Origin of the sequence: Myxococcus virescens, from assembly GCF_900101905.1 — a bacterium.
Lineage (GTDB): Bacteria > Myxococcota > Myxococcia > Myxococcales > Myxococcaceae > Myxococcus > Myxococcus virescens.
In genome coordinates, this window is the sequence record NZ_FNAJ01000016.1 from 121,581 (window position 1) to 143,884 (window position 22,304).

A 22,304-nucleotide genomic window follows, 5' to 3' on the forward strand; every position below is an offset into this window, starting at 1 on the left:
AGCTCAGGCCGTGGCGGGAATGGCCTGGATGTCGAGCTCGAGATCGATCTTCTCGCTGACGAGCCAGCCGCCATTGTCGAGCGTCTTGTTCCAGCGGATGCCGTAATCGGTGCGGTTGACGGTGGTGCGCGCCGAGTAGATGAGCCGCGAGTTGCCCCACGGGTCCTTCGACGTGCCGATGTGCCGGGCGTCGAAGGCCACCGGCTGCGTGACATTGCGGATGGTGAGGTCGCCCAGGAGCCGGAAGCTGGCACCGCCCGCGGGTTCAATCCTGGTACTGCGAAAGGTGAGCTTGGGCGCCGCTTCGGCGTCGAGGAAGTCCGGTGAACGCAGGTGCGCGTCCCGGTCTGACGAGCCCGTGTAGATGCTCGCCGTTTCCACGGACATCTCGACTTCACCCTGAGTGGGCTGCTCGGGATTCACGCGGAGGATTCCGGAGAAACGCTCGAAGCGACCGTGGACGCGCGCCACCACCATGTGGCGCGCGACGAAGAGGACGGACGAGTGGGAAGCGTCGATGTTCCAGGTGCTGACAGTCATGGGAGGGCGCTCGGCGGATGAGGGGGCGGGAAAACCGGTGCGCGCCGGGGGGCGCAAGCGGACCTTGACTAGATAATGACCCACTCATTGAAACTCCATGCACACGGTGTGACGAAGCCGGATGCATGATGAATCGCGCGCGAAACACGACAGTCTGGAACTTGTGATGGTTCCGTCTCATCCTTCCGCTTGAGCGCGTGTTGCGGGGTGTGGCGTGGGCGCTCCTGCATCGCCCGCGTCGCCGGTCCCCCGACATCGAGCCGCTGTCATTTTGCGTGAAGCTTGAAACGGGGGGATTCTGCTTTCACGGCCAGGCCGGGGGGAGCCGAACCATGTGACAAGCGCTCCTTGCCGCACCGTGGCCACGCCGCCTCGTCTTGGAGCCACGTCATCGCATGCGGATTGCCGTCATCGCCACGTACACGCACCCCACCCGGCTGCGCCTCAAAGAGCCCTCCATCATGCAGTCCTCCGTGCCGGAGCTCATCGCCGGCCTGTGCCCCCCGCACGCGGAGGTGGAGATCTTCAACGAGAAGGAGCGCGACATCCCGATGGACCGCCACTGGGACCTCGTCTTCTTTTCCTATCTGCACTCCTTCTACGAGCACACCAAGGTGCTCTCCACCCTCTTCCGCCAGCGAGGCATGACGACGGTCGCCGGCGGCCGCCACGCCAGCTACTTCCCGGACGACGCCCAGCAGTACTTCGACGCCGTCATCACCGGCGAGCCCGAGGCCAACGTTCCCGCGCTCATCGAGGACTTCGAGAAGGGCCAGCTCCAGCCGCGCTACCAGCGCCCGCCGCTGGGCCCCGCCGCCATCCGGCCCTACCGTTACGACCTCATCGACTTCACCCACAACAAGCTGCGCCTGCCCGGCATCGAGGCCTCACGCGGCTGCCCTTTCTCCTGCAACTTCTGCGTCCTCACCGGCAACGAGCGCTACCGCTATCGCCCTGTCGCCCACGTCATCGACGAAATCCAGCAGCACATGCACTGGAACCCCAACTTCATGGGGCTGATGGATGACGCCTTCGTGTTCCTCGACAACAACCTCGGTGGCTCACCGAAATACCTGCGCGAGCTGTGCGAAGCCCTCATCCCGCTCAAGAAGACGTGGGGCTGCGCCCTCACCTTCAACGTCCTCAAGGACGAGTCGCTGGTGAAGCTGATGGCCAAGGCGGGCTGCCGTTACGTCTACACCGGCCTGGAGTCCCTCAACCCCGACTCCATCAAGGCCATGAACAAGGGCCAGAACAAGCTGAGCGAAGTGGACGCGGTCATCCGCCGCGTCTTCTCCGCCGGCATCCTGTTGTCCTTCGGCCTCATCGTGGGCTCGGACGGAGACACCAACGCGTACCTGGAGAAGCTCCCCGAGTACCTCTCCGACCTCCAGTACTTCTCCGTCACGTTCCTGGGCATCGTCTGCCCCTATCCGGAGACGCCCTTCTTCCGCGAGCTCCAGGCGGAGAACCGCCTGCTGCCAGGCACCGTGAGCCGCGACTACGACGGCTACACGCTCTGCCACCGTCCCAAGAACCTGGACCCATCCGAGGTGGTGGAGCACTTCCACCGGCTCTGCGCGCAACTCGGCAGCCTGCCCAACATCGCCCGGCACTACTGGTCCAAGCTCACGATGAGCGACATGCCCCGGTACAAGCAGACCATCCTCTTCTCCGGGCCCGAAATCGTGAGCATCCGAAACCCGGTGAAGAACACGGCACGGCGCTACGTCGCCGGGCAAGACGCCCTGGAGTACTGGGACACGCAGCAGATGGCCCAGCTGGGCCTTCAGCCGCAGCGGCTCACGTGAGCGCCGCCGCCAGCACCGGCGCCGTATCCCGAGGACTGGACTCCAGCCGCTCCACCCGCCGCAGCTCCGCCTGCGCGTCAATGGCGGTGAAGATGCCACGCGCGCGGGCGAGCAACGCCGTGCGCCGGTGAGGCAACGCCGCCGCCGCGTCCAGGTAGGCCACGCCCGTCTCCCAGCGGTTGGGCGTGGCCTCCAGCACCTCGAGCGCGCGGTCGAACAGCGGCTCCGCGGCCTTCGCGCCCCGCTTGAGCGCCTTCGCACGCGCCATCACCCGCAAGGCCGGGCCGCGCAGATAGGGGTAGAGCGCCCCCAACGCCCGCGCCTTGAGCGCGCAGCGGCGGTAGAGGGCCCACAGTTGCTCGCGCGGCACGGAGACAGCGCCCTGCTCCAGCGCGAAGAGCGCGCCCTCCGCCGCGTCCACGAGCCCAATCTGGAGGAAGGGCACCAGCACGTGGTAGCGCCACAGCGCCTCGTCGGCGCGCACCGCCATCAGCGCGGCTTCCTCCACCTGGTGCTCGCGCACCGCCACGTTGACCAGGTGATTGAGGCTGGCGCACTGGTTGGCCAGGTCCTGGACGTCGATGCTGATGCGCAGACCTTCCTCCAGCTCCGCGCACAGCTCCCCCACATCTCCATCGCCCCGCAGGTAGCGGCACATGGGGACCCACGCGTGGGACCAGCCCTGGTGCATCAGCGCGTTGAGCTCCACACCCACGCGCCCCATTTCGAGGTACGCACGCTCCGCATCCTGGAAGCGCGAGGCCAGGAACTGGCTGGTGGCCAGCATCATCAGGCCCGTCTGCACCTCCCACATGTCCCCCACCTGCCGCAGCAGCGACACCGCCTGCTCGCCGTACTCGGTGGCGCGGGCCTGCTCGTTGGTGAAGATGGACTGCGTGGCCAGCCGGCTCAACGCCACGCCCTCCGCCGCCGTATCCCGTGAGCGCCGCGCATGCTCCAGCGCGCGCTGACACCAGTGCCCCGAACGCCCCACCAGCCCCGAGCCGAACAGCAGCGAGCCGTAGTAGCTGGTCGCCAGGCTCAGGCCGTACTCACTGCGCGAGCGCTCCGCCATCGTCGTGGCCACCAGCGTGGCCCAGGTGAGCTTCCCGATGTCCGCGAAGTAGTAGATCTTGATGAGCGAGATGAGCGTGGACAGCTGCTTCAGGTACAGCGGCAGCCGCGCGCCCAGTGGCCGCACCAGCCAGGGAAACAGGCCGTAGAGCAGGTGCAGCCCCATGGCCAGCACCGAGCGCAGCACCAGCGCCGCCATGCTCCGCGGCATCGTGCGCCCCATGAGCTCCAGCGCCGTCTCCAGCTCCTGGATGGCGCGCTTCGACTCGCCCTTCTCCTGGTGGGCCCGGCCCAGGCCCAGGTGAATCTCCGCGCGGCGCGGCACCTGCTCCTCGTCCGCCAGACACTGCTCGAACATGAGGATGGCGCCCGCGTAGTTGCCCGCGTTGAGCAGGGTCTCCGCCAGCTCCTTCATCACGACGTGCGTCTTGCGGAGGACCTCCTCCGGGTCCAACGCCACGGTGCCACCCAGAATCTCCATGGCCCGGTTGTAGTGGTGGACGGCGTCGTCGTTGGCGTACTGCTCGCGCGCGCTGCGCGCCGCCATCAACGTGTACTCCAGGCCCTTCACCTCGTCGTTTCCAGCCAGCGAATGGTAGGCCAGGATGCCCGCCGACTTGACGGGGTTCTCCCCGGCGCGGGCCTCGATGAAGCGCGCCATGCGCCGGTGCAGGTCCTCGCGCGCGGACACCAGCAGCGTGGTGTACGCCACGTCGCGGATGACGATGTGCTTGAAGATGCAGGTGAAGGGCTCCTCCAGTTCCAGGAGGATGAGCCCCAGCCGCGTCAGCGTGTCGATGGCCTCGCGAATCCGCTCCGGGGACACCGAGCCGGGCGCCAGCGCGGCCACCGCCTCCAGCGTGAAGATGCGCCCCACCACGGAGGCCACGCGCACCACCAGCTTCTCCGTCTCCGTGAGCAGGTCGATGCGCGCCAGCACCACGTCCTGGATGGAGTCCGGCAGCTCCAGCCCCTGCAGGCTGCGCTTGAGCTCCAACCGCTCCGCCCCCGGCGCCACCGGTCCCAGGTAGCCCTTCTCCACCATGCCCTGGACGATGGACTCGGTGAAGAACGGGTTGCCCTGCACCTTGGCCAGCAGCAGGTCCTCCAGCGCCGTGTCCGGCGTCTCCATGCGCAGGTGCAGCCGCAGCAGCGCCCGCGTGTCCTCGTCATCCAGGCTGGACAAGTCCAACCATCGCAGCCCGGGCAGCCCCTTGAGGCTCTTGAGGTGGTCGCCCGGCCGCATCGTCACCAGCAGCGTCACCCGCAGCGGGGACAACCGCGCGGCGACGTACTCGATGAGGTCGACGGAGATGTTGTCGGCCCAGTGCAGGTCCTCGAAGAAGAGCAGCACCGGCGTCTGGCGCGACACCTTCTCCAGGAGCTGGAGGATGATTTGGAAGAGCTTCTGGTTCTTCCGCCGGGCATCCAGGCCGCGCGTGAGCGGTGACTCCTCCACGGGCAAGCCCAGGATGCCCGCGAGCACGGGTATCCATTCCGGCCCCGTGTCCTCCAGGCCCGCGAAGCCCTGGCGCAGCTGGGCCAGCTGCGTCTCCACGTCGTCGCCTTCGTGCAGTCCGAAGAGTTGGACGAGCACCTCCTTCCACGGGAAGAAGGGCGTGAACATCTCGTACGAGTAGCAGATGCCGTAGAGGCTGTGGGCCCCCCGCGTCTCCGCCACCTCCACCACCTTCGCGCCCAGCCGCGACTTGCCGATGCCCGCTTCGCCCGACACCACGCAGATGCGGCCGTGGCCCTCCAGCGATTCGTCCACGGCCTGGCGCAGCGACTCCACCTCGCGCTGCCGGCCGACGATGTCGCCCTTGCCCTTGAGGAACAGGCTGCGGCGCACCTCCGCCGACAGCCGGTAGACAGGCACCGCGCGTGACACGCCCTTGAGCCGCGCGTCCTCCACGAACTCGGTGTCGAAGCCGCCCTGGTGCAGCTTGCGCTCCGTCTGCGCGTCGATGTGGATGCCGCTGCCCTGCCCGTGCGTCATCAGGCGGGCGGCCATGTTCACGACTTCGCCGAGCGCGGAGTACCCCTTGCGCCAGGGAGAGCCCATGTCGCCGAAGTAGGCCGGACCGGTGGCGATGCCAATCTGCAGCGACGAGACGAAGGGGAAGGACTCCCGCTCCCGCATCAGCTTGCACGCGAGCCGGCAGGCCAGCACCTCCTTGCTCTGCAAGGCCGTGGGCGCGCCGAAGATGACGTAGAGGACGTTCCCCTTGTCGGTGAAGTCCGTCATCAGCAACACGCCGCCGTGGTGCGCGCTCTCCCGCTGGACGTATTCGTAGAAGGCGTTCAGGTCGCGGGTGAAGTCCTCCGGCCGCGCGGACGCACGCTGGCTGTCGAAGCGGAGGAAGAAGCAGGTGACGTCACGGAAGTCGCCGCTGAACTCCTGGTGCGCCGTCGTGATTTTCGTGAAGAGCACCGGGTGCAGCAGCAGCGAGCACCGGGCCACCATCTCCGGCCCCGAGGGCAACACGAAGCCGGGCGCTGGAGGCACGCGCAACGGCACGGTGGGCGCCAGGCGGTACGCGTTGCCGCGGGCCTCGCCTTGACGGGCCGGCTCCGGCAGCAGGGCCCACGCCTCCGGGCTGAGCAGCACCTCCCCCACCGTGGCCCGCTTCTCCGCCGCCACCGCCTGCGCCAGCGGCTGGCCGATGAGCGCGGGGTGCATCCACATGCCCGTGGCGCCCAACACCACCCGGTGGGCTTCGCCGAACCCGATGCCGATGCGCGACGACACGCTGAAGCGCTGGCCCAGCAGCTCCAGTTGCGCGAAGCGGGACAGCCGCTGCTGGACGTCCAACGCACACCGGGCCGCGCGCTGCACCGCGCCGCTGGCGTCCACGTCCGGCTCCACCTCGAAGCAGGCCAGGATGGAGTCACCGGCGAACTGGTAGATGTCACCGCCGTGGTCCTTCACGACGTCGATCATCTCCGTGTAGTAGCTCGTCAGGAGCCGCTGGAGCGCATCGATGCCCCGGGGCCCGGCCCCGCTCAGGCTGACGACGATGGGCGTGAAGCCCGCGATGTCCAGGAGCAGGATGGCGCCTCGCACCGGCTCCACGAGCGGCAGCGCGTGCGCCTCCGTGCGCTCCAGACGCCGGAGCACGGCGCCGGGGATGTAGGGCGCCAACGTCGCGAGGATGGGGTCGATGTCCACCGGAGACATGGCCGTGCGCTCAGCCCAGGGCGTTGAAGCGGATCCACATGGCCAGCACGCCTACCACCGCATAGAAGCCAATCTCCACCGTCTCCGACACCGGCTGCGCCTTCTTCAGCGCGCCCCACGTGTGGACGACCACCATTCCCGCACACACCCAGCCGATGAGGTCGAAGATGGCGGGGCCTGGCCGAGACACGAAACGGGCCGCCGTGAGGATGATGGCCAGCGCCACCGCGCCAAGGCAGCGCCCGAAGTACACCGTGAGGTGATTGTTCCCCTCCGGCAGCCGCCACCCGAACCAGCGCGCCCACGTCAGGGGCATCAGCAGCAGGGGAATCGCGAAGACGACCAGGAAGAGCGTCCCGGCGATGACGAGGAACCAGCTGGCGAGCGGATGGTCGGGACTGATCATGATGGCGCACTCGAGACGACGCGGCCCGCCCTGCCTGGGTGGCCACCGCCCGTTCCCCCGAGTGCATCATCCTAGACGTTTTCCAGCGGCTACGGCACGGCCAGGCGGAGCGGATCACGCACCGCGGCCCGGAGGAACTCGGCCACCCGCTCCAGGGAGTCCGTCCGCTCCAGCTCCGCTGGGAAGCGCCGGAAGGACTCCGGCGGCCCGTAGAGGATGACCGGCTTGCCATAACGCAGGGCCAGGACCGCCTCGGCCACCGTCCCCGCGCCCCCGGGCAGCGACACCAGGGCGTGCGGCGTGAGCACGTTGATGTGATTGCGGCTGAGCGGATCCGTCCCCTGCTCTCCGCTGAGCGGCAGATGCGTGTAGATGGGCAGCTCCACGTTGGGATTGGGGTAGCCCGAACGGGGCCGGTATTCGCCGCCCTCCACCGTGCCTGGGACGATGCCAATGGAGATGCCGTGCCGGTACTCCACCTGGACGAAGGCATCCGCCGCAGTCCGCATCACCCCGCTGCCAGCGCCCGTGAGCAGGTCGAAGCCCGCCTCGGCGATCCACCGGACCAGCGGGATGACCCGCTCCGCGTGGTCCTCCTTGCCAGAACCGAAGACACCGATGATCCGCCGTGGCCTGCGCATGGGCTCTGCTCCTTCCCCCGGTAATGACGGGCCCTTCCTCCAGCTTGTTCCAACCGCGCGCCGTCTTCCTCTCACGACGGTTCATTGCCCCACATTCCCCCCGCCGGGCGTTCACCGATGGAAGCCTTCACACGTGGAGCGTGACGGATTGGACGCTTCACCTGTCAGACCCCCTCTCTACCTTCCTCGGCATGCGACTGGAGGTCGTCCATGTTCGACAGTTGTGGAGGATGTGAGCGCCGCGGAAGCGCCGGTGAAGTGTTCGACTGGTGCGCCCACTGCGAGCTGTCCCTGTGCCCCCGCTGCATGGAGCGCGGCTGCTGCGACCACGAGCCCGCCGAGTCCGGCCGCTCGGCGCCCCGGTGCCTGCCAGAGCCTCCCGAGGACGACGAGGCCACGGCCCTTCCCGAGCACTTCGGCGGCCGGTGCTGCACCCGCGCCCGCGCCGTGGCCTGCTCCTGCGCCTTCCACTGGGTTTGCACTCACCACGGCGATCAGCACATCGGCACGCATGACTGACGTTCCCGTCGTCCGCTGGGAACGGATCTCCAGGCGCTGGGCTCGACACATCCGGCCATGCCCGGAAAGTGACGTTTCACCTGGTATTTTCCGGGCAGGCCAGATTGCTCAGTTCCTGAGAGGGTGTGAGGATGCGTGTGAGACAGATTTTGTGTCTCACCCCCACCTTGCGCCCCTCCGAGGAGCCTCCCGTGAGTCCCCCCTTCGCGCGTCCCCGCGAGCTGGCTGTCACCGTGGAGTCGTCGCTGCCCGCCGCGCTGCCCTCGCACGCCATCGAAGTAGACGTGGGGGTGGCCCTGCCTGTCGCGTTCGGTGGGCTGAGAAAGGTCCTTCGCGCGTGTGAAGCCGCCGCGCCCCAGGTCGTCCACACCCTCTCCCGCGCCCATCCCTCCGAATGGAACCGGCTGTTTCCCGGCGCCATTGACGGCGTGCCGGACCTCGGTGACCTGGCGCTGACGCCCTCCGAGCGCCGCCTCCACCGCGAATCGGAGCAGATGTTCTGGGTCCTCAACGTGGCCGCGAAGGCCATCGTGGAGACGCTGCGCGTCAGCGGCCGGCCCCTGGTGCTCCACGGCGCGGGTGAATGTGACCTGGTGAGCCTGCGCGCGGTGATGCGGGCGGCCGAGTGGAGCCGCTTGGAAGGGCTGGATGGCACCCTGTTGTTCACCGGGTGGAACGTGCGCCGGCCCCATGGCGCGGAGTCCTTCGAGTCCCGGCGGCGGGCCTACCTGGATGCGCTGTGCGACCGGATGCGTGCGCCCCGCGTGCCGACGCCCGGTCCGGTGTCATCGCGCGCGCAGGAAGCGCCGGTGGACCTGGAGGGGCGCTATCTCCAGGTCGCGGTGGACGCGGCCCAGTCGCCCGAAACCCGGGTGGCCGCCGCCATCCTCGCCATCCGGAGCTGCTTCTTCACCACCAACTACGAAGGCGCCATGCTGGCCGCCGAGCAGGGGCTGGCGGTGCTGGCGGCGAACACGGACGCGGCGTTGGCGTCTCGCGTGGTCCAGGCCTGGGAGACGCTGGACACGGGCTTCGCCACGCCCGCCATCGAGATTGACCGCGCCAGCCTGGGTGACGTCGAGGAGCTGAAGGCCCTGTTCGCGCGCAGCATGGGCGTGGTCCATGTCTACACCGGCGCGCACGACGCGGCGATGGAGGCATTTGGGCGAGGGCTGGCATGCCGGATTCCTCCCGAGTTGGTGGCGCGGCTGCACATGTTCCGCGCGCTCACCCTGACGAAGCGCTTCGGGCAGCTTCCCAACGCGAGGACGGAGGTGGCCGCGGGACTGGCCGCGCTGGAGCGCAGCACGTCCCCGGACCGGGCGCTCCAGGAGGGCTGGCTGCGCAACGTCTGCGCGCTGACGTGGTTCCTGGAGCGCAAGCTGGACATGGCGCTGGTGGAGGAGAAGCAGGCCATGCGCTGCGTGGGGGACCTGCACGACGCGAGCGCCACGCACCTGAAAATCAACCTCATCTCCAACGCCAGCTATCTGCAGGAGACGGCGCGGCAGTTCGGTGATGCCATCTCCACGTGGCGCCGGTTCGAGAAGATCAGCGAGAGCTGGGGCGTGAACTTCGCCAAGCACCACCGCTACCGGCTGGCGGGGCTGGAGCTGGCCGCTGGCGAGCGTGACGCGGCGGTGGCCCACTTCACCGAGGCGTTCGCCAACGCCGATGCGCTGGGTGACTCGTTCCACCGGCAGGTGATTGCCGCGGAGCTGGGACGCCTGTTCCTGGACGAGCAGCAGCCCGCTGTCGCCGTGGACTGGTTCGTTCGCGCGGAGGAGCATGCGCGCGCCATTGGGGACCCGCTGAAGACGGCGGAGAGCCTGGCTGGACAAGCCGTGGCGGCTGGACGCACGGACTGGCCGGAGGCGGTGCGGTGCGCGGAGGCGAGCACGACGTGGCCGAAGCAGACGGAGGCGCTGAAGGCCGCGCTCGCACAGGGAGATGCGAAGGCGGTACACGCAGTGCTGCCTCGCGCCCGGACGAAGCTCAACCGCCCGTTCGACCCGGTGAACCTGTACTGACGCCCCGCTGGGACGCATCAGCACATCCGTGAGCGCCGAGCACCTGCTCAGCGCGTTGCGAGCGGAGAACCGTCGGTGATACGCGCGGGCGAGAACGGCTCGGCGGCGGCGCAATGGCCGTGCGCCACGAGCTCCGCGAGCAAGGCACCGGTATACGCACCGGTCAGGATGCCCTGGCCACTCAGCCCCGTGGCGACGTAGGTGCGCCGGGTGCCGGGATGACGGCCGATGTACGGGTGGCCATCCGGCGTCGCGGCCCGGAGCCCCGCCCAGGCGCGGACGAACCGGGCGTCACGCAGGCGCGGCGCCAGCTTCGCGACGGTGGCACTGAGGTGCAGCAGGCCCGCGGGCGTCACCTGCTCCACGAAGCCCGCGTCCTCCTCCGTGGCCCCCACGACGATTTCGCCCGAGCGCCACGGCGCCAGGTACGAGGGCCCCGAGACGACGCGCGTCAGGTGCAATCCCGGCTGGTGCACCACCAGCATCTGCCCACGCATGGGCTTCAACGGCAACGAAGGCAACCCCTCCACACCTGCCGACCAGGGCCCCGCGCACACGAGCAACCGGTCCGCCCGGAACGTCTCCCCTTCCGTCTGGACCTCGACCCCCGTGGAGGATTCGGAAACGGAGCGCGCGGCCACGCCCAGCCGCAACCGCACGCCCACGTGGGCAGCGGCCTTCAGGAGCGCGTCGACGTAGCCATCCGTGTCCACGAGGTGGCCCTGGTCCGTCTCGAAGGCACCGAACAGCGGCGTGCCTTCCAGCGCGGGCTCGAGCGACACCAGGCTCGCGGCGTCCCGCCAGGTGCCCAGTCCCTCCACGTCCGCCACCGCTTTCGCCGCCAGGGCATCGCGCGCCTTCGCGTCCACGACGACGCGGAGGATGCCGTTGCCTCGGCGAAGCAGATCGCCTCCCGGAAGCGAGGCCAGGTCCTCCGCCAGCGTGCCGCGGCCCGCCCGGGCGAACGCCAACATCACCGGGTCATCGAACAACCGCACGGACGGAATGGCGACTCCGGCGGCGGCGCGCGAGCCCCGGCCTCCCGGCTCCACGGCGTCCAGCACCGTGACGCTCGCGCCCAAAGCAGAAAGCCGGCGCGCGGCCGAAAGGCCCACGACACCGGCTCCGAGAATCAAGATGTCGGCCCCAGGCTTCATTTCACCTGAGACGCTTGGCGATGACGTGAAAGCCACCATCCACGTAGATGAAGCCATGCCGCTCGGCGCGCTTCACCACCGCATCCAACTGGGTGTAACCCACCAGCACTTGAAACCCGAGCCTCGTGGACTCCTCACAGATGGCGCCCACCACGAGGTCGACCGCGGCGCTTCGCTCTTCCTTGGACAGCCCCGGCGCGGCCACCAGGGTTTCAATCATGGCCAGCGAGCTGTCGGTCCGGTAGAGAAACCCCGCCGCCTTGCCAGGAATGATGAAGCCCGTCTGAGGAAGCGTCTCTGGCGTGACGGCATCGTTCCAGAACTGCAGCCACTCCTGCACTTGAGCGAAGTGCAGCTCTGGAACGTAGAGGATGGGCGTCATCCGGCGATGCTATTACGAAACCAGGAACTGCGACATGCGCTGCGCGGACAGCTCGGCCGCGTTCTTCATGCCCAGCTGGCTCAGGCCCGTCTTCGCCGTGTTCTTCAGCAGGTCGCCCACCACGTCGGTGACCTTGCTCTTGCCCGTGGCCAGATTCAGCGCGCTGCTCAGCAGGCTGTTGCCGCCCGCGCCGTCCATGAGGAACTTGCTGGCGAACTTGCCCACTGTGTTCTTCAAGGCGCCGCCACCCGGAATCAGGTCCGTCGCCGCGCCCATGAGCGCCTGGAGCGGGTTCTTGCCCTGGATGAGGCCGCTGGCGAAGCCCATCGCCGCGCCCAGCAGCGGGTTGACCGCGGAGACGAACGGCTTGACGACGTTCAGCACCTTGCCAACGATTCCCTTGAGACCGCCCATGGTAGTTCCCCTTGAGAGGATGGCTGCGGTGCAGCCATCAAGTGCGTCCGATGTGAGAATTGTCGGCAGACGGGCAGATTTGTTTCCCTGTTACCCGAAAAAACCGGACGCCCCCCAAAGCCCATTTGAATTCAAGGACTTAGCGCAGGGACAAGGCACCGGGGATTCCGGGAAATGCTCCCCGGGCCAGGTCCGCCGCCGATCAATTCTTGTCGGTGGAAGGCGTCTTGCCCTCCGCGGCGTGCAGATCGCTGGCGGACGTCCCCTTGCGGCTCTCGGGGGCGCCCGTCTGCGCCGCGTCTGACGCGAGCGCCGACTTGTAGCGAGCGTCCTCGTCCTGGTCGCTGAAGCCGTCCCGCTGATGCGCCCGGCTGATGACGACGCGGCCGTCGACGATGTCCTGCAGGTGCCCCTGAAGCTCCTCGATGGTGGGGACGTTGGGGTCCTTGGCCTTCAGCTCCTCGTCGGGGACGATCTCGATCTGGGGCGGCTTCTCCGGGTTGAGGGCATAGTCGATGATTTTCTCGACGTACTCCTCGACGGGCACCTTGAGCAGACGGGCCTGCTCCTTCACGTCCGCGTCGGCCAGCAGCTCCGCGCGAACCTCCTCCACCGGCCGCTTCAGCTTCTTGACGGGGGGAGCGACGACGTTTTCACCGGACATTGACTGTCTCCTCAAAAGGACCCGAAATCCTGGCAAGGCGGGAAGCACCTCCAGGCTGGGGAAGGGACCATTCTGGTAGCCGATGCGCCCCGGTTGTCAAAGGGCGTCAGGCCGGTCCTTCGCTCCAGCGGGTGAACTGCATCCGCAGCTCACAGGTGTAGCGGCCCCGCTCGTCCTTCAGCCAGAGTTGCTCCGGTGCCGGGTACATCTCCTCCACGGACAGGCGCTCCGCGTCCCGAGCCAGGTGTGACAGCAGGTCCACGGCGAAGGGGCTCGCGGTGTCGATGAGGTACGGCTTGCGCTCCTTCGAGCTGCGCATGAACACGAAGCGAGGCCACCCACCCGCGCGCCGCTCCCGCTGCACGGCGAGGAAGAGCTCGAAGCCCGCGGGCCTTGCCAGCCGCTCCGCCGCCAGGTTCCAGCGCTCGCGCTGGTACACCGCGCCGCCCACGCTCAACCGAGGCAGGTGGCTTCCCTGCGTCCGCAGCGGTGCGTGCAGCACCTGGGAATGCGCCAGCGCCGCGAACGGTGGATAGGACGAGAAATCATCGAGCGGCAGGTACAGGCTCAGCCGCTCCCCCTTCCCGTCCACCAACACCGGGCCTTCACGCGTGGGAAGGACCTTCACGTCCCCCGGCGTCAGGGCCCCCTCGTCCACATCCAGCACGTCCGACACCGAGTACACCAACCGCCGTCCCGGATAGACGTAGAAGCCCTTGTTGCGCCTGCGGATGGCCAGCCCCACGAGCCCCCGCGCCGCGGCGTCCTGTTCCAGCCAACGCGAAGCCACCGAGGCGTACCGCTCCCGCTCGGGCTGGAACGCGCTCAGCCAGCTCCACAGCAGCAGGTGGTGGTGGACCCGCGCCAGCATCACCTCGAAGCCGCTTCCGTCCGGCTTCGCGGCGAGGCACACGTCCGGCAAGGCGTAACGCCCGCCCGGCGTGGACGTGCCCAGGAAGTCCACGGGCAGCGTCCGCGCGCGGCCCTCCTCGGCCTCCAGCATCACCGGCGGCACGGGCGAGAAGCGGCTGCCCGTGACGCCATCGGGCCGCAGCCGCACGGCGTAGTCCAGCAGGTCCATGGGGCCCGCATCCGGGCCCAGTGCGTCACGGACCTGCTCCCGGAAGCCCTGTTGCACCTTCTCGCCATAGGCGGCTGACAGCTCCAGCGCGCCGCTCAGCGCCGCCTCCAGCTCCGCGGTGAAGGTCGCGCCGAAGCGCAGCCGGAAAGGCGAGCTCGCCTCCTCGTAGAGGATGAGCCGGTCCGCGTAGACCTGACCGTCACCTCGGCGCGCGGGCTTGCCCGTGACCTCCGTGAAGGCGGCCTCCAGGCGCGGCAGCAGCTCGCGCCGCTGGGCCAGGGCTCCACTTTCGAAGTCCGCCTTGAGCCGCGCCAGGGTTTCAAAACGCTCCAGCCAGCGTGTGCGCGCCTCCAGGTCGGGGAGCGCCGCCACCGCGTCCCGCACGCTCTCGAAAGTGCTGAAGTCGTTCGGCCGGAACGGCAGGCCCCAGAGCAACAACGCGGTCTTCACGAGCGGCAGCGCCTGGCGCTCGACGTCCACGACGGGAAAGCCGAGCACCCTGGCCGCCTCGGCGGGTGTGGGATGCTCGCGCAGCACGGAGAGCAGACGCTCCGCCTCGGGTGACAAGGCGACGTCCAGCTTCAGCGGCTCGCAGAATGCGCGGCCTGGGGTCACCGTGAAGAGCGGATTGAGGCGCAGCGGCAGGTGCGGGCGCAGCGTGCGCTCCCGCCCCACCGCGCGAGCCAGCTCCGTCACCGCCCAGAAGGAGAAGAACGTGCGGCGGCGCGTGTTTCCGCTGGGCACCGTGCGCACGTCGTAGCCCTCATCGGCGGTGCGCTCGCCGTAGGAAATGGGGCCGAAGAAGCTGGTGGTCTCGTTCTTCGCGCAGAAGCGCTGGAGGTATGTGTAGACCTGCCGCTCCACCCGGCGCGCATCGGACGTGTCCGGCCGCTCCCCACCGCGCAGGTAGCGCACCCAGACGTTGTCGAACATCGCCGGACTGGAGAGGAACACGGCCTCCTGGATGGCGGGCTCCGCCGCTCGCTCTCGCAGTTGCCGTCGCAGTGTCTTTCGTTCCGCGGTGTAACCCGCCTGAACGGACTCGCGACGCGCCTGGTAGCGAGCCCATGCGTGCTGACACGACGGCCCCAGCCGTGCGTCGATTCGGGGCTCACGCCCCTGGGACAACGCATCGAGGAGGGCTTGCGCGCCGGACGCGCCCTTCTCCGCGCGCACGGCGTCCACGAGCGCGTCCTCCGCCTCGAGCAAGCGGGCGACGTCGTCCAGCACCGCCTGGGACATCCCCAGCGACTCCAGCCAATCGAAGGGAAAGCCCGCGTGCCGCAGCACGAATACCTCGCCCAACGTCCAGGGCTCGCTCATCCGTTCACCCTCGTCAGCACCGACCTGGCCACCAGTGTGTCCACAAGCTTCTCCCGCTGCGCCTGGGGAACGGCCCCCAGCACGCTGGCCACTTCCATGGGCCGGACGAGGCCGGCGAGCTTCGGCGCCAGCCGCGCGTCCATCGCGAGCACCGAGCCCGTGCGGAGGTTCGCCGCGAACCACGACGGCTTCGGAGCACCATCCAGCCCCGCCGGGAGCTGGACCCATGCACAGTCCGCATCGAGCTGGATGGCCGCTGCGCTCACGTCCGTTGCACGGGGCCGAGCCCCCTCGGGAAGACACGCGGCGGCGACCCGGCCCGGGCTCAGCGGCCCTCGCGCGAGCAGCCGCGTCGCGAGTCCAGCAAGCACCTGCGGAACACTGGCACTCGGAATGGAACGGACGTGCTCGAAGGGCCGGCTCCTCGCGAGGTCCCGGTCGTCGGGAGGCGCGCCGACGTTCACGTCCGGCCACAGCAGCGGGCGGCCACTTTCGGGAGGCGTCCGAGGCCAGTGGAAGGGACGCACGCCCGCGAGCTTGTCGAACACCGGTTCCGAGTCCAGCACAGCGAGCGTCGCGTCGAGGCCCGCTTCGTCGACGCCGGGCGCGCCAATCCACCACTCCGCCACGAGGTGGACCCCCGCGTCCCGAAGCCGGCGAGTGCCCTGAGCCAGCGCCTGTCGGGAGACGCGCGCACCCAACGGGTCGAGCCAGGCGTCGCGGTCCACGGCGCAGAACCCCACGACGGCCACCTTGCAGCCGCTCTCCACCAACACGTCCGGATGCAGGAGCGAATCGAGCGACACATGCCCCGCCCACCCCGCCGCGCCTCCCGTGAGGGCGCGCACCGTGTCCGGAGTGGTGGCCCTCACGTCCAGCGCCTCGGAAAGCCAGACGAGTGACGTGGAGACCGCCTCATCCAGTCCGGGCGACACGCGCCAGCGCAGTGGGGCCGCGTCCACGAAGGTGGCGCGCTGGAACACGGACAGTTGAGCCAGGACGGCCCTGTGCGCCCAGGCGAACGGCCCCGCGACTTCGAGCGGCACCTGCTCCGGACAGGCCCGCGCCAGCCAGGCCGCAGCAGGCAGTTGCAGGTCGCGTTCGAGCCAGAACCTCACGCGCTCGGCACCGGCGAAGCGAGCAGCGGCCAGGGTCAGGTCCTCCCGATAGGGCGCGAGCTGGTCCAAGGAGCGCAAGACGTCCGCGCTCCGCTCGGTCGTGCCGCCTTCCAGCGCCACATCGTCCAGCCGGAGGTGCACCCCATTGGGCGGCCCCGAAATGGCGGAGAGCACCGCCCCCAGCGCGCGCAGGCGGGTGCTCACGCTCGAGTCCGCGCGCGCATGCACCGACTGGGCGGCACGCAACAGCAGCAGCTCTCGCATCGTCTGCGCGGTCGCAGGAGCTCGCTCGCGTGCGGCGGCGGCGGCCTCCACCGCGTCGTGGGCGAAGACGCGCCGGCAGAAGTCGCGCGCCACGTCGACGCACTGCCACCCTTCCGGCGCCTCGGGGACGAGCGTCACGTCGCGGTGAGGTGGCAGGACGAGCAGCCTCATTCCCGCGCTCCGGCAGCGGGCTCCGAGCCCCACATCAGCGTGCAACGCAGCTCCACGGTATGGCGCCCGCCCGAGGCACTTCGCAGCCAGAGCTGGTCCGGCGAGGGCAGCATCTCCGACAGGATGACCTCCTCCTTCTGCTCCAGGAGGTTGAGGAAGACGCGGAGCAGCGGCGGGCTGCGCACGTCCACCAGCACCGGCTTTCGCTCGTCCTTGAACTTCGCGAAGACGCAGTCCGGCATCCCGCGCTCGCTCCACACGCTCACCGCCGCGCGAAGCCTCGCCGAGTCATCGCGGCCCGCGAGCAGCGCCTCCCGCTCCGCTTGCGACAGCCGCCACTGCTCGCGCTGCACGACCACACCGCCCAGGGTCAACCGAGGCGTGTGGTCGCCCAGCGACACGCGCAGCGGGCGGATGCGCGGCAGGGAGAAGGCGGTGTGCACCAGGCTGTCCAGCTCACCGTTGTAGAGACACACCTCGGAGCCCAGCCGCTTCGACACCAGCCGCGCCCGCGTTCCATCACTCTCCACGAACAGGTCATCCAGCGGCAGCCGCCACGCGGAGGCGCGGGCACTGACACCGCCCAGCTCCACCACGGGCCCCGGGAACTCCGACGGCAGCAGGCCCGTGCGCCGCGACGCCAACACCGTCACCAGGGGCACCGGCCTGCTCAAGGCGCCGAGCGCCCGCACCATGGCGCTCTCCACCCGGCCGCGCGCCTCGTGGAACTGGAGCGCCCAGCCCCACACCAGCGCCGTGTCGTGCACGTCGCCCATCACCAGCTCGTACTCACCTCGGCTCCAGGCCTCCACGTCCCGGGCCCCCACGAGCAGGTCGATGGACGTGACGAGCGGAAGCGCCTTCGCGTCTCCGTCCAGCGACGGCGGCGTCACCGAGCCCAGGTCCGCGCAGCGCGCGGACGCGTCTCCCACTGCGCCAGCCAGCACCTCCGCCACCGAGCCATCCAACGGCACCGGCCGGTCCGAGTACGCGGCCGCCACCTTCCAGAACGGCACCGTGCGCGCCCCCACCAGCTCCGCCACGGAGGTGCGAGCGGCCTCCCGGGTCCGCCGCGCCGCCGCGCCCATCCACGCCAGCGCGGGCTCCAGGCGCGTCACCAGCTCACGCGCCCGCTCACCTCCGGCCTCCAGCCGCAGGTCACCGCCGCACTCCTCCCGGAGCGCCAACCGGTCCTGGTAGAAGTTGTGCGACTCCGACGCGGGCCCTCGCGCGGATGGCGGCGCCACGCCCCACTGCTCATTCGCGCGCTTCGCGAAGGCGGCCTGGAGCGCCATCTTCCCCGCGGCATCCGCGGCGCCATACCCGGCCATCAACGCCAGCAGCGCGCTCAAGCCCTCCACGTGCCGCCGGGCCGCGGAACACGGCAGGCCCGCAACGCGCTCGGCCAGGTCGTCCACCGGGTGGTGCGTGGCCGCGGGCACCTCGAGCTGGTGCGTCAGCAGGCCCTTCTCGCACCCCATCCGCGCCGCCTCGCGCGCCAGGCCCGGGGCCACGCCCAGCGATGAGGCGAGCCCCGCGAGCGTGCGCGTTCCATCCACTGCCTCCACCAACCGGGGCAGCAACGCCTCCGCGCTCTCCGGCGCGGGCAGCGTCTTGCGCGAAGGCACCTCCGCGAAGGCCTTGCGGCGCAGCACCAGCCACGCGGCGACCTCGGGGTCAAAGGCGATGGCGCGAACCAGCCCCTGTACCAGCCACGACGCCGCGAAGGTGTTCCGCCCCGTGAGCACCTCCGGCCCGGACCAGCGCAGCGTCACCCCCGTCGGCGCCGCCGCGTCCGCGCGGCCGTAGTTGATGGGACCGAAGAAGCCCATCGTCTCGTTCTTCGCGCACAGGCGCTGCAGGTAGCTGGCCACCTGCCGCCGCAACCGCGCGCCGTCTCGCCCCTCCAGCAGGTCTCTCGCCACGGGGGGGCTGGAGCTGGCCACCGCCTCCAGGAAGCGCGGCTCCCGCCGCAGGGCTCCCAGCGCGGCTTCCACCGCCAGGGACTCCTGCTTCATCGCCGCATGAAAGGTGGCCTCCGCCTCCTGCGCGGCCCGGGCACGGTCGTTCCATTCAGCGAACGGCTCGGATGACTCCATTCCCTCGACGTCCACCGGGCGCCCGGCCTTCAGGGCCGACAGCACCGCGCGCGATGGCCGCTTCACCCGAGGGCCCTGGGCTCTCAGCGCCTCCAGCTCCCGCCGCGCCGAGGCCAGCTGGCGCGCGGCCCGTGCGGCCTCCGGGCACCCCAGCCGCTCCAGCCAATCGAAGGGAAAACCCGTGGTGCGAACCACGAGGTGAGGGAAGAGGGTCCAGCCCTTCATGCGTTTCGCACCCTTCGTCCGGGACGCCGCTCGGCGCCCGGCAGCGCGCCGCTCAGTTTCGCGGTTGCGACTTCACTTCGATTTGCTGTCCGGGCACGGCCATCACCCACAGCTTGCTGACGCCGCTGGGGCAGCGCACCAGGACTTCCAGCTCCCGGCCCGCTTCGATTCGTGCCTTCAACAGCGGCGTTCCACCCGGCAGCAACGTGCCACCGACGTGGACCTCACAGCCAGGGGCCGCGCCCGTCACGCTCAGCAGGCCCGTGGTGCCAGGCTCCGGCGAGGCGTCCGCCAGCGTGCGCACGTCGATGCCCTCGCGCTGCTGCGTGGTTCCGAACCGCCGCAGCTTGCCCTCCACCGCCGTGGAGATGAGCAGCGGGCCGCCCGACGGGTCATGCACCTCCGTCCCCGCCTCGTGGCGCAGGCCGCCGACGTAGACGTGCTCCCCGGGCCCCACGTTGACGAAGTTCGAGCCGCCATCGCGCATCATCACCACCGCCACCACGGCCAGCACCAGGGCGCCGCCACCGACGATGCCCAGCAACTTCCAAGGGGGCTGCTTGTCCGCTGGTTTCTCCGCGGGCGCGGGCGCGCGGCTCGCGGGAGCAACGGGCCGCGGCGGAGGCGGCTGGGCGGGACGGGCCGCGCTGGCGTGAGCCCCATGCCCCACCCCTGGCACCGGACCGGACGGACGCGGCGGCGCCGGCATGGCGGGCTGTGGCTGAGAGGCACGCGGCGCGGGAGCGGGCCGAGGCGGCGCTTCCGTCCGAGGCGGCGGCGCGCCCAGGTTGAGCGGCACCACCTCGGTGCGGTCGTTCGCGTCGTCCTCGGACACGGAGATGCCGGGGAAGGAGTCGTCCGCCGGAGGTGGCGCAGGAGGCCGCACAGCCGCGCTGGCGACGCCCACGGGCCGTGGTGGGGGCGGCGGGGGAACCGGTGGGCCAGGGCGAGGAATGCCGCCACTGCCGCCCATCCCAGGACGGCTTCCGGCCACGGGCACACTGCCCCGGCTGGGCGTCCGTCCATCCGTGGGCGCGGACATCTCCCCACTGCCGATGTTGCCGCTGCCACTGCCCGAGGGCACCGGACGCGGGTGGCTTCCCGTCCCGCCGACGGCGGACGGCGCGAACTCCACCAGCCGGTCGCCCAGCGTGTCCCGGAAGAACTGGGCCACCGCCGCGGGCGACGAGTTGAGCCGGTGATGCGCCATCACCGCTTCGATTTCCTCGCGCAGCGCGGCGGCGGACGGCGTGCGGCGCGCCGGGTCCTTCACCAGCGCGCGGAGGACGAGGTCGGAGACGTCCTGCGGGATGTTCGGCTTGAGCTGCGAAGGGACTGGCGCGGGGTCCCGGACGATGGCTTGCAGCGTCGCCGCGTCGTGGTCCCTGCGAAACGGGAGCGTGCCGGTGAGGAGTTCGAAGAGCACCACGCCCAACGCGAACACGTCGTTGCGCGCGTCCAGCGTGCGCCCGGACGCGGCCTCCGGGGAGATGTACGAAATCTTCCCCTTCAGCACGCCCGCCTGCGTGTGCTCCTCGCCCGCCACCTTGGCGATGCCGAAGTCACTCAGCTTGATGGCGCCGTCCAGCGAGATGAGGACGTTGTGCGGGCTGACGTCCCGGTGCACCACCGGGTGCGGCGTGCCCGCGGGGTCCACGTAGGCATGGGCGTAGTGAAGGCCCGCGGCCACCTCCGCGACGATGCGCAGCGCATGCTCCAGCGGGAGCGCCAGGCCCTTGCGCCGCAGCTCGATGACCAGCTTCTTCAGGTCCGGCCCGCGCACGTACTCCATGAGGATGTACGCGACGCCGTCGGACACGCCCACGTCGAACGTCTGCACGACGTTCGGATGCGTCAGCCGCGCGTTGGCGCGGGCCTCCGCGAAGAGCATGTCGACGAACTCGGGGTTCTCCGCGAACTGCGGGAGAATCTTCTTCATCACCACGAACTTCTCGAAGCCCTTCACCCCGACCTGCTTGGCGAGGAAGACCTCCGCCATGCCGCCCTGCCCCAGCCGCCGGATGATGTTCAGCTTGGTGCTGCCCAGCGAGTTGGAGATGTCCGTGGACGCGCCCTGGCGGGCCGCCGGGTCGATGTTCGTGGCGCCGAAGAGGTACTGACTGAGGGCGCGAGTCTCCAGCGCCTCCAGGTCCTCCAGCGGCCGGTCCGTCAGCTGCACCCGCGCCAGCAGCCCCTGGAGCTGGGGCATGTGGGGGACGCGCGCGTTGCCGCCGCAGATGGGGCACGGCACCTCCACGCCGGACGCCTGCGCCCGCAGCCTGGCCAGGTAGTCCGCGGCCTGGAGGCGCTGGTGGCTCACCTGCCCGCAGTTGCGGCAGTCACACGGCAGCCACAGCGTGGCCAGCCGCACCGGCAACACCTTGGCCGAGCGCGCCAGCACCGCCAGCGCGGGCGGCGGCACCCGGCACAACACCACGTGCGCGCCCTGCGCCGCCGTCTCCAGCACCTGCTCCAGCTTCGGCAGGGCCTCCGGCTCCACCTTGCTGACGTGGCTGAAGTCGAAGCCGACGCGGCCCTCCAGGCCCGACGCCAGCCGGCGCACGTTGAGGTCCCCCTTCAGCGCGCTGGCCAGGGTGATGTACGTGATGTCGTCCTGGATGATCTTCAGGTGCTGCGACAGCTCCGGCTGCTCCGCCGGCATGCTGGCGCGCAGGTAGCGCATGACGACCGGGTCCACCTGACCGAACTGCTGCCGCCGCGCGTAGTCGAAGAACTCGCCCGGCAGGTCCGCGAACTCCAGCGGCCCCTGACACACGGGGCAGGAATGGTCGGGCGCACGTTCCTCGGAGATGACCTGTGCCTCGTCCAGCAGGTTCACCAGCCGCAGCCGGTCCTCGTTGCAGGCGCGGCAGGTGTAGGGCGCCAGCACGGAGAGGACGCGGGCGACGCCGGCGAAGCCCTCCACCATGTTGAGCTGGTCCACGATGACGGGCGGCGCGTGGACCACGTAGAGGCCCAGGGCCCCCTGGGGCAGCTTGGCGGCGAACTCAATCCACCGCCGCACGCCGAAGGAGCTGATGCGCTCCACCTGCCCCAGGTCCACCACCAGCAGCCCGCTCATCTCCGGGCTGGCGGACGTCAGTGGGAATGTTTCGTCGATGACGCCGGAAATCCGGACGTGGGTAATCGTCCCCACGCGGAGCCGGCTGATGATGGCGTTGGAAACCTGGCTATCCACCGGCC

The 22,304-nt window shown here is 69.9% G+C and carries 15 protein-coding genes; 3 read left to right on the top strand and 12 right to left on the bottom strand.

Annotated elements, in window-relative coordinates:
• Positions 1-3: 3 nt before the first annotated feature.
• Positions 4-540, bottom strand: coding sequence for a YceI family protein (locus BLU09_RS31435; protein ID WP_090494095.1), 537 nt, complete (start codon positions 538-540; stop codon positions 4-6).
• 395 nt (positions 541-935) lie between these two features.
• On the opposite strand from BLU09_RS31435, the gene BLU09_RS31440 reads away from it, so the two are divergent.
• Entirely contained in the window at positions 936-2,351 is a 1,416-nt protein-coding gene (locus tag BLU09_RS31440) for a B12-binding domain-containing radical SAM protein (protein WP_090494097.1), read from the top strand.
• Here BLU09_RS31440 and BLU09_RS31445 read toward each other — a convergent pair.
• From BLU09_RS31445 to BLU09_RS31455, 3 genes are all read right to left on the bottom strand, one after another.
• Positions 2,344-6,606, bottom strand: coding sequence for an AAA family ATPase (locus BLU09_RS31445; RefSeq protein WP_090494099.1), 4,263 nt, complete (start codon positions 6,604-6,606; stop codon positions 2,344-2,346). The genes BLU09_RS31440 and BLU09_RS31445 overlap by 8 nt on opposite strands.
• Positions 6,607-6,616: 10 nt before the next feature.
• A complete protein-coding gene (locus BLU09_RS31450) occupies positions 6,617-7,012 on the bottom strand; it encodes a hypothetical protein (protein WP_090494100.1) in 396 nt (131 codons plus the stop codon).
• A gap of 89 nt (positions 7,013-7,101) precedes the next feature.
• Positions 7,102-7,653, bottom strand: a complete 552-nt coding sequence (locus tag BLU09_RS31455) for an SLOG cluster 4 domain-containing protein (RefSeq protein WP_090494102.1) — start codon at positions 7,651-7,653, stop codon at positions 7,102-7,104.
• Positions 7,654-7,863: 210 nt separating this feature from the next.
• Between BLU09_RS31455 and BLU09_RS31460 the strand changes: the two genes are divergently transcribed.
• Together BLU09_RS31460 and BLU09_RS31465 are read left to right on the top strand one after the other, a co-directional pair.
• The gene (locus BLU09_RS31460) at positions 7,864-8,172 is read left to right on the top strand and encodes a hypothetical protein (protein WP_090494106.1); all 309 of its coding nucleotides are present in this window, start codon (positions 7,864-7,866) and stop codon (positions 8,170-8,172) included.
• A 191-nt stretch (positions 8,173-8,363) separates the two neighbouring features.
• Positions 8,364-10,202: a hypothetical protein gene (locus BLU09_RS31465; protein WP_244172188.1), complete on the top strand. Its 1,839-nt coding sequence runs from the start codon at positions 8,364-8,366 to the stop codon at positions 10,200-10,202.
• Between the two features lie 47 nt (positions 10,203-10,249).
• Here BLU09_RS31465 and BLU09_RS31470 read toward each other — a convergent pair whose 3' ends face one another.
• The 8 genes from BLU09_RS31470 to BLU09_RS31505 all read right to left on the bottom strand — a co-directional run bounded on the left by BLU09_RS31470 (position 10,250) and on the right by BLU09_RS31505 (position 22,299).
• Positions 10,250-11,416 (bottom strand): NAD(P)/FAD-dependent oxidoreductase, encoded by a 1,167-nt coding sequence (locus BLU09_RS31470; protein ID WP_341865193.1) that lies wholly within the window; start codon positions 11,414-11,416, stop codon positions 10,250-10,252.
• The gene (locus BLU09_RS31475) at positions 11,361-11,741 is read right to left on the bottom strand and encodes a hypothetical protein (RefSeq protein WP_090494112.1); all 381 of its coding nucleotides are present in this window, start codon (positions 11,739-11,741) and stop codon (positions 11,361-11,363) included. Before BLU09_RS31475 ends, BLU09_RS31470 begins: the two co-directional genes overlap by 56 nt.
• 12 nt (positions 11,742-11,753) lie before the next feature.
• A complete protein-coding gene (locus BLU09_RS31480; protein ID WP_090494114.1) occupies positions 11,754-12,155 on the bottom strand; it encodes a hypothetical protein in 402 nt (133 codons plus the stop codon).
• A gap of 202 nt (positions 12,156-12,357) precedes the next feature.
• Entirely contained in the window at positions 12,358-12,819 is a 462-nt protein-coding gene (locus BLU09_RS31485) for a hypothetical protein (RefSeq protein WP_186817634.1), read from the bottom strand.
• Between the two features lie 106 nt (positions 12,820-12,925).
• Positions 12,926-15,223, bottom strand: a complete 2,298-nt coding sequence (locus BLU09_RS31490) for a lantibiotic dehydratase (RefSeq protein ID WP_090494118.1) — start codon at positions 15,221-15,223, stop codon at positions 12,926-12,928.
• Positions 15,220-16,776, bottom strand: a complete 1,557-nt coding sequence (locus BLU09_RS31495) for a hypothetical protein (protein ID WP_090494120.1) — start codon at positions 16,774-16,776, stop codon at positions 15,220-15,222. Before BLU09_RS31495 ends, BLU09_RS31490 begins: the two co-directional genes overlap by 4 nt.
• On the bottom strand, positions 16,773-19,100 hold the full coding sequence (locus BLU09_RS31500) for a lantibiotic dehydratase (RefSeq protein ID WP_090494122.1): 2,328 nt from the start codon (positions 19,098-19,100) through the stop codon (positions 16,773-16,775). Before BLU09_RS31500 ends, BLU09_RS31495 begins: the two co-directional genes overlap by 4 nt.
• A gap of 52 nt (positions 19,101-19,152) precedes the next feature.
• Positions 19,153-22,299: a serine/threonine-protein kinase gene (locus BLU09_RS31505; protein WP_090494124.1), complete on the bottom strand. Its 3,147-nt coding sequence runs from the start codon at positions 22,297-22,299 to the stop codon at positions 19,153-19,155.
• Positions 22,300-22,304: the final 5 nt, after the last annotated feature.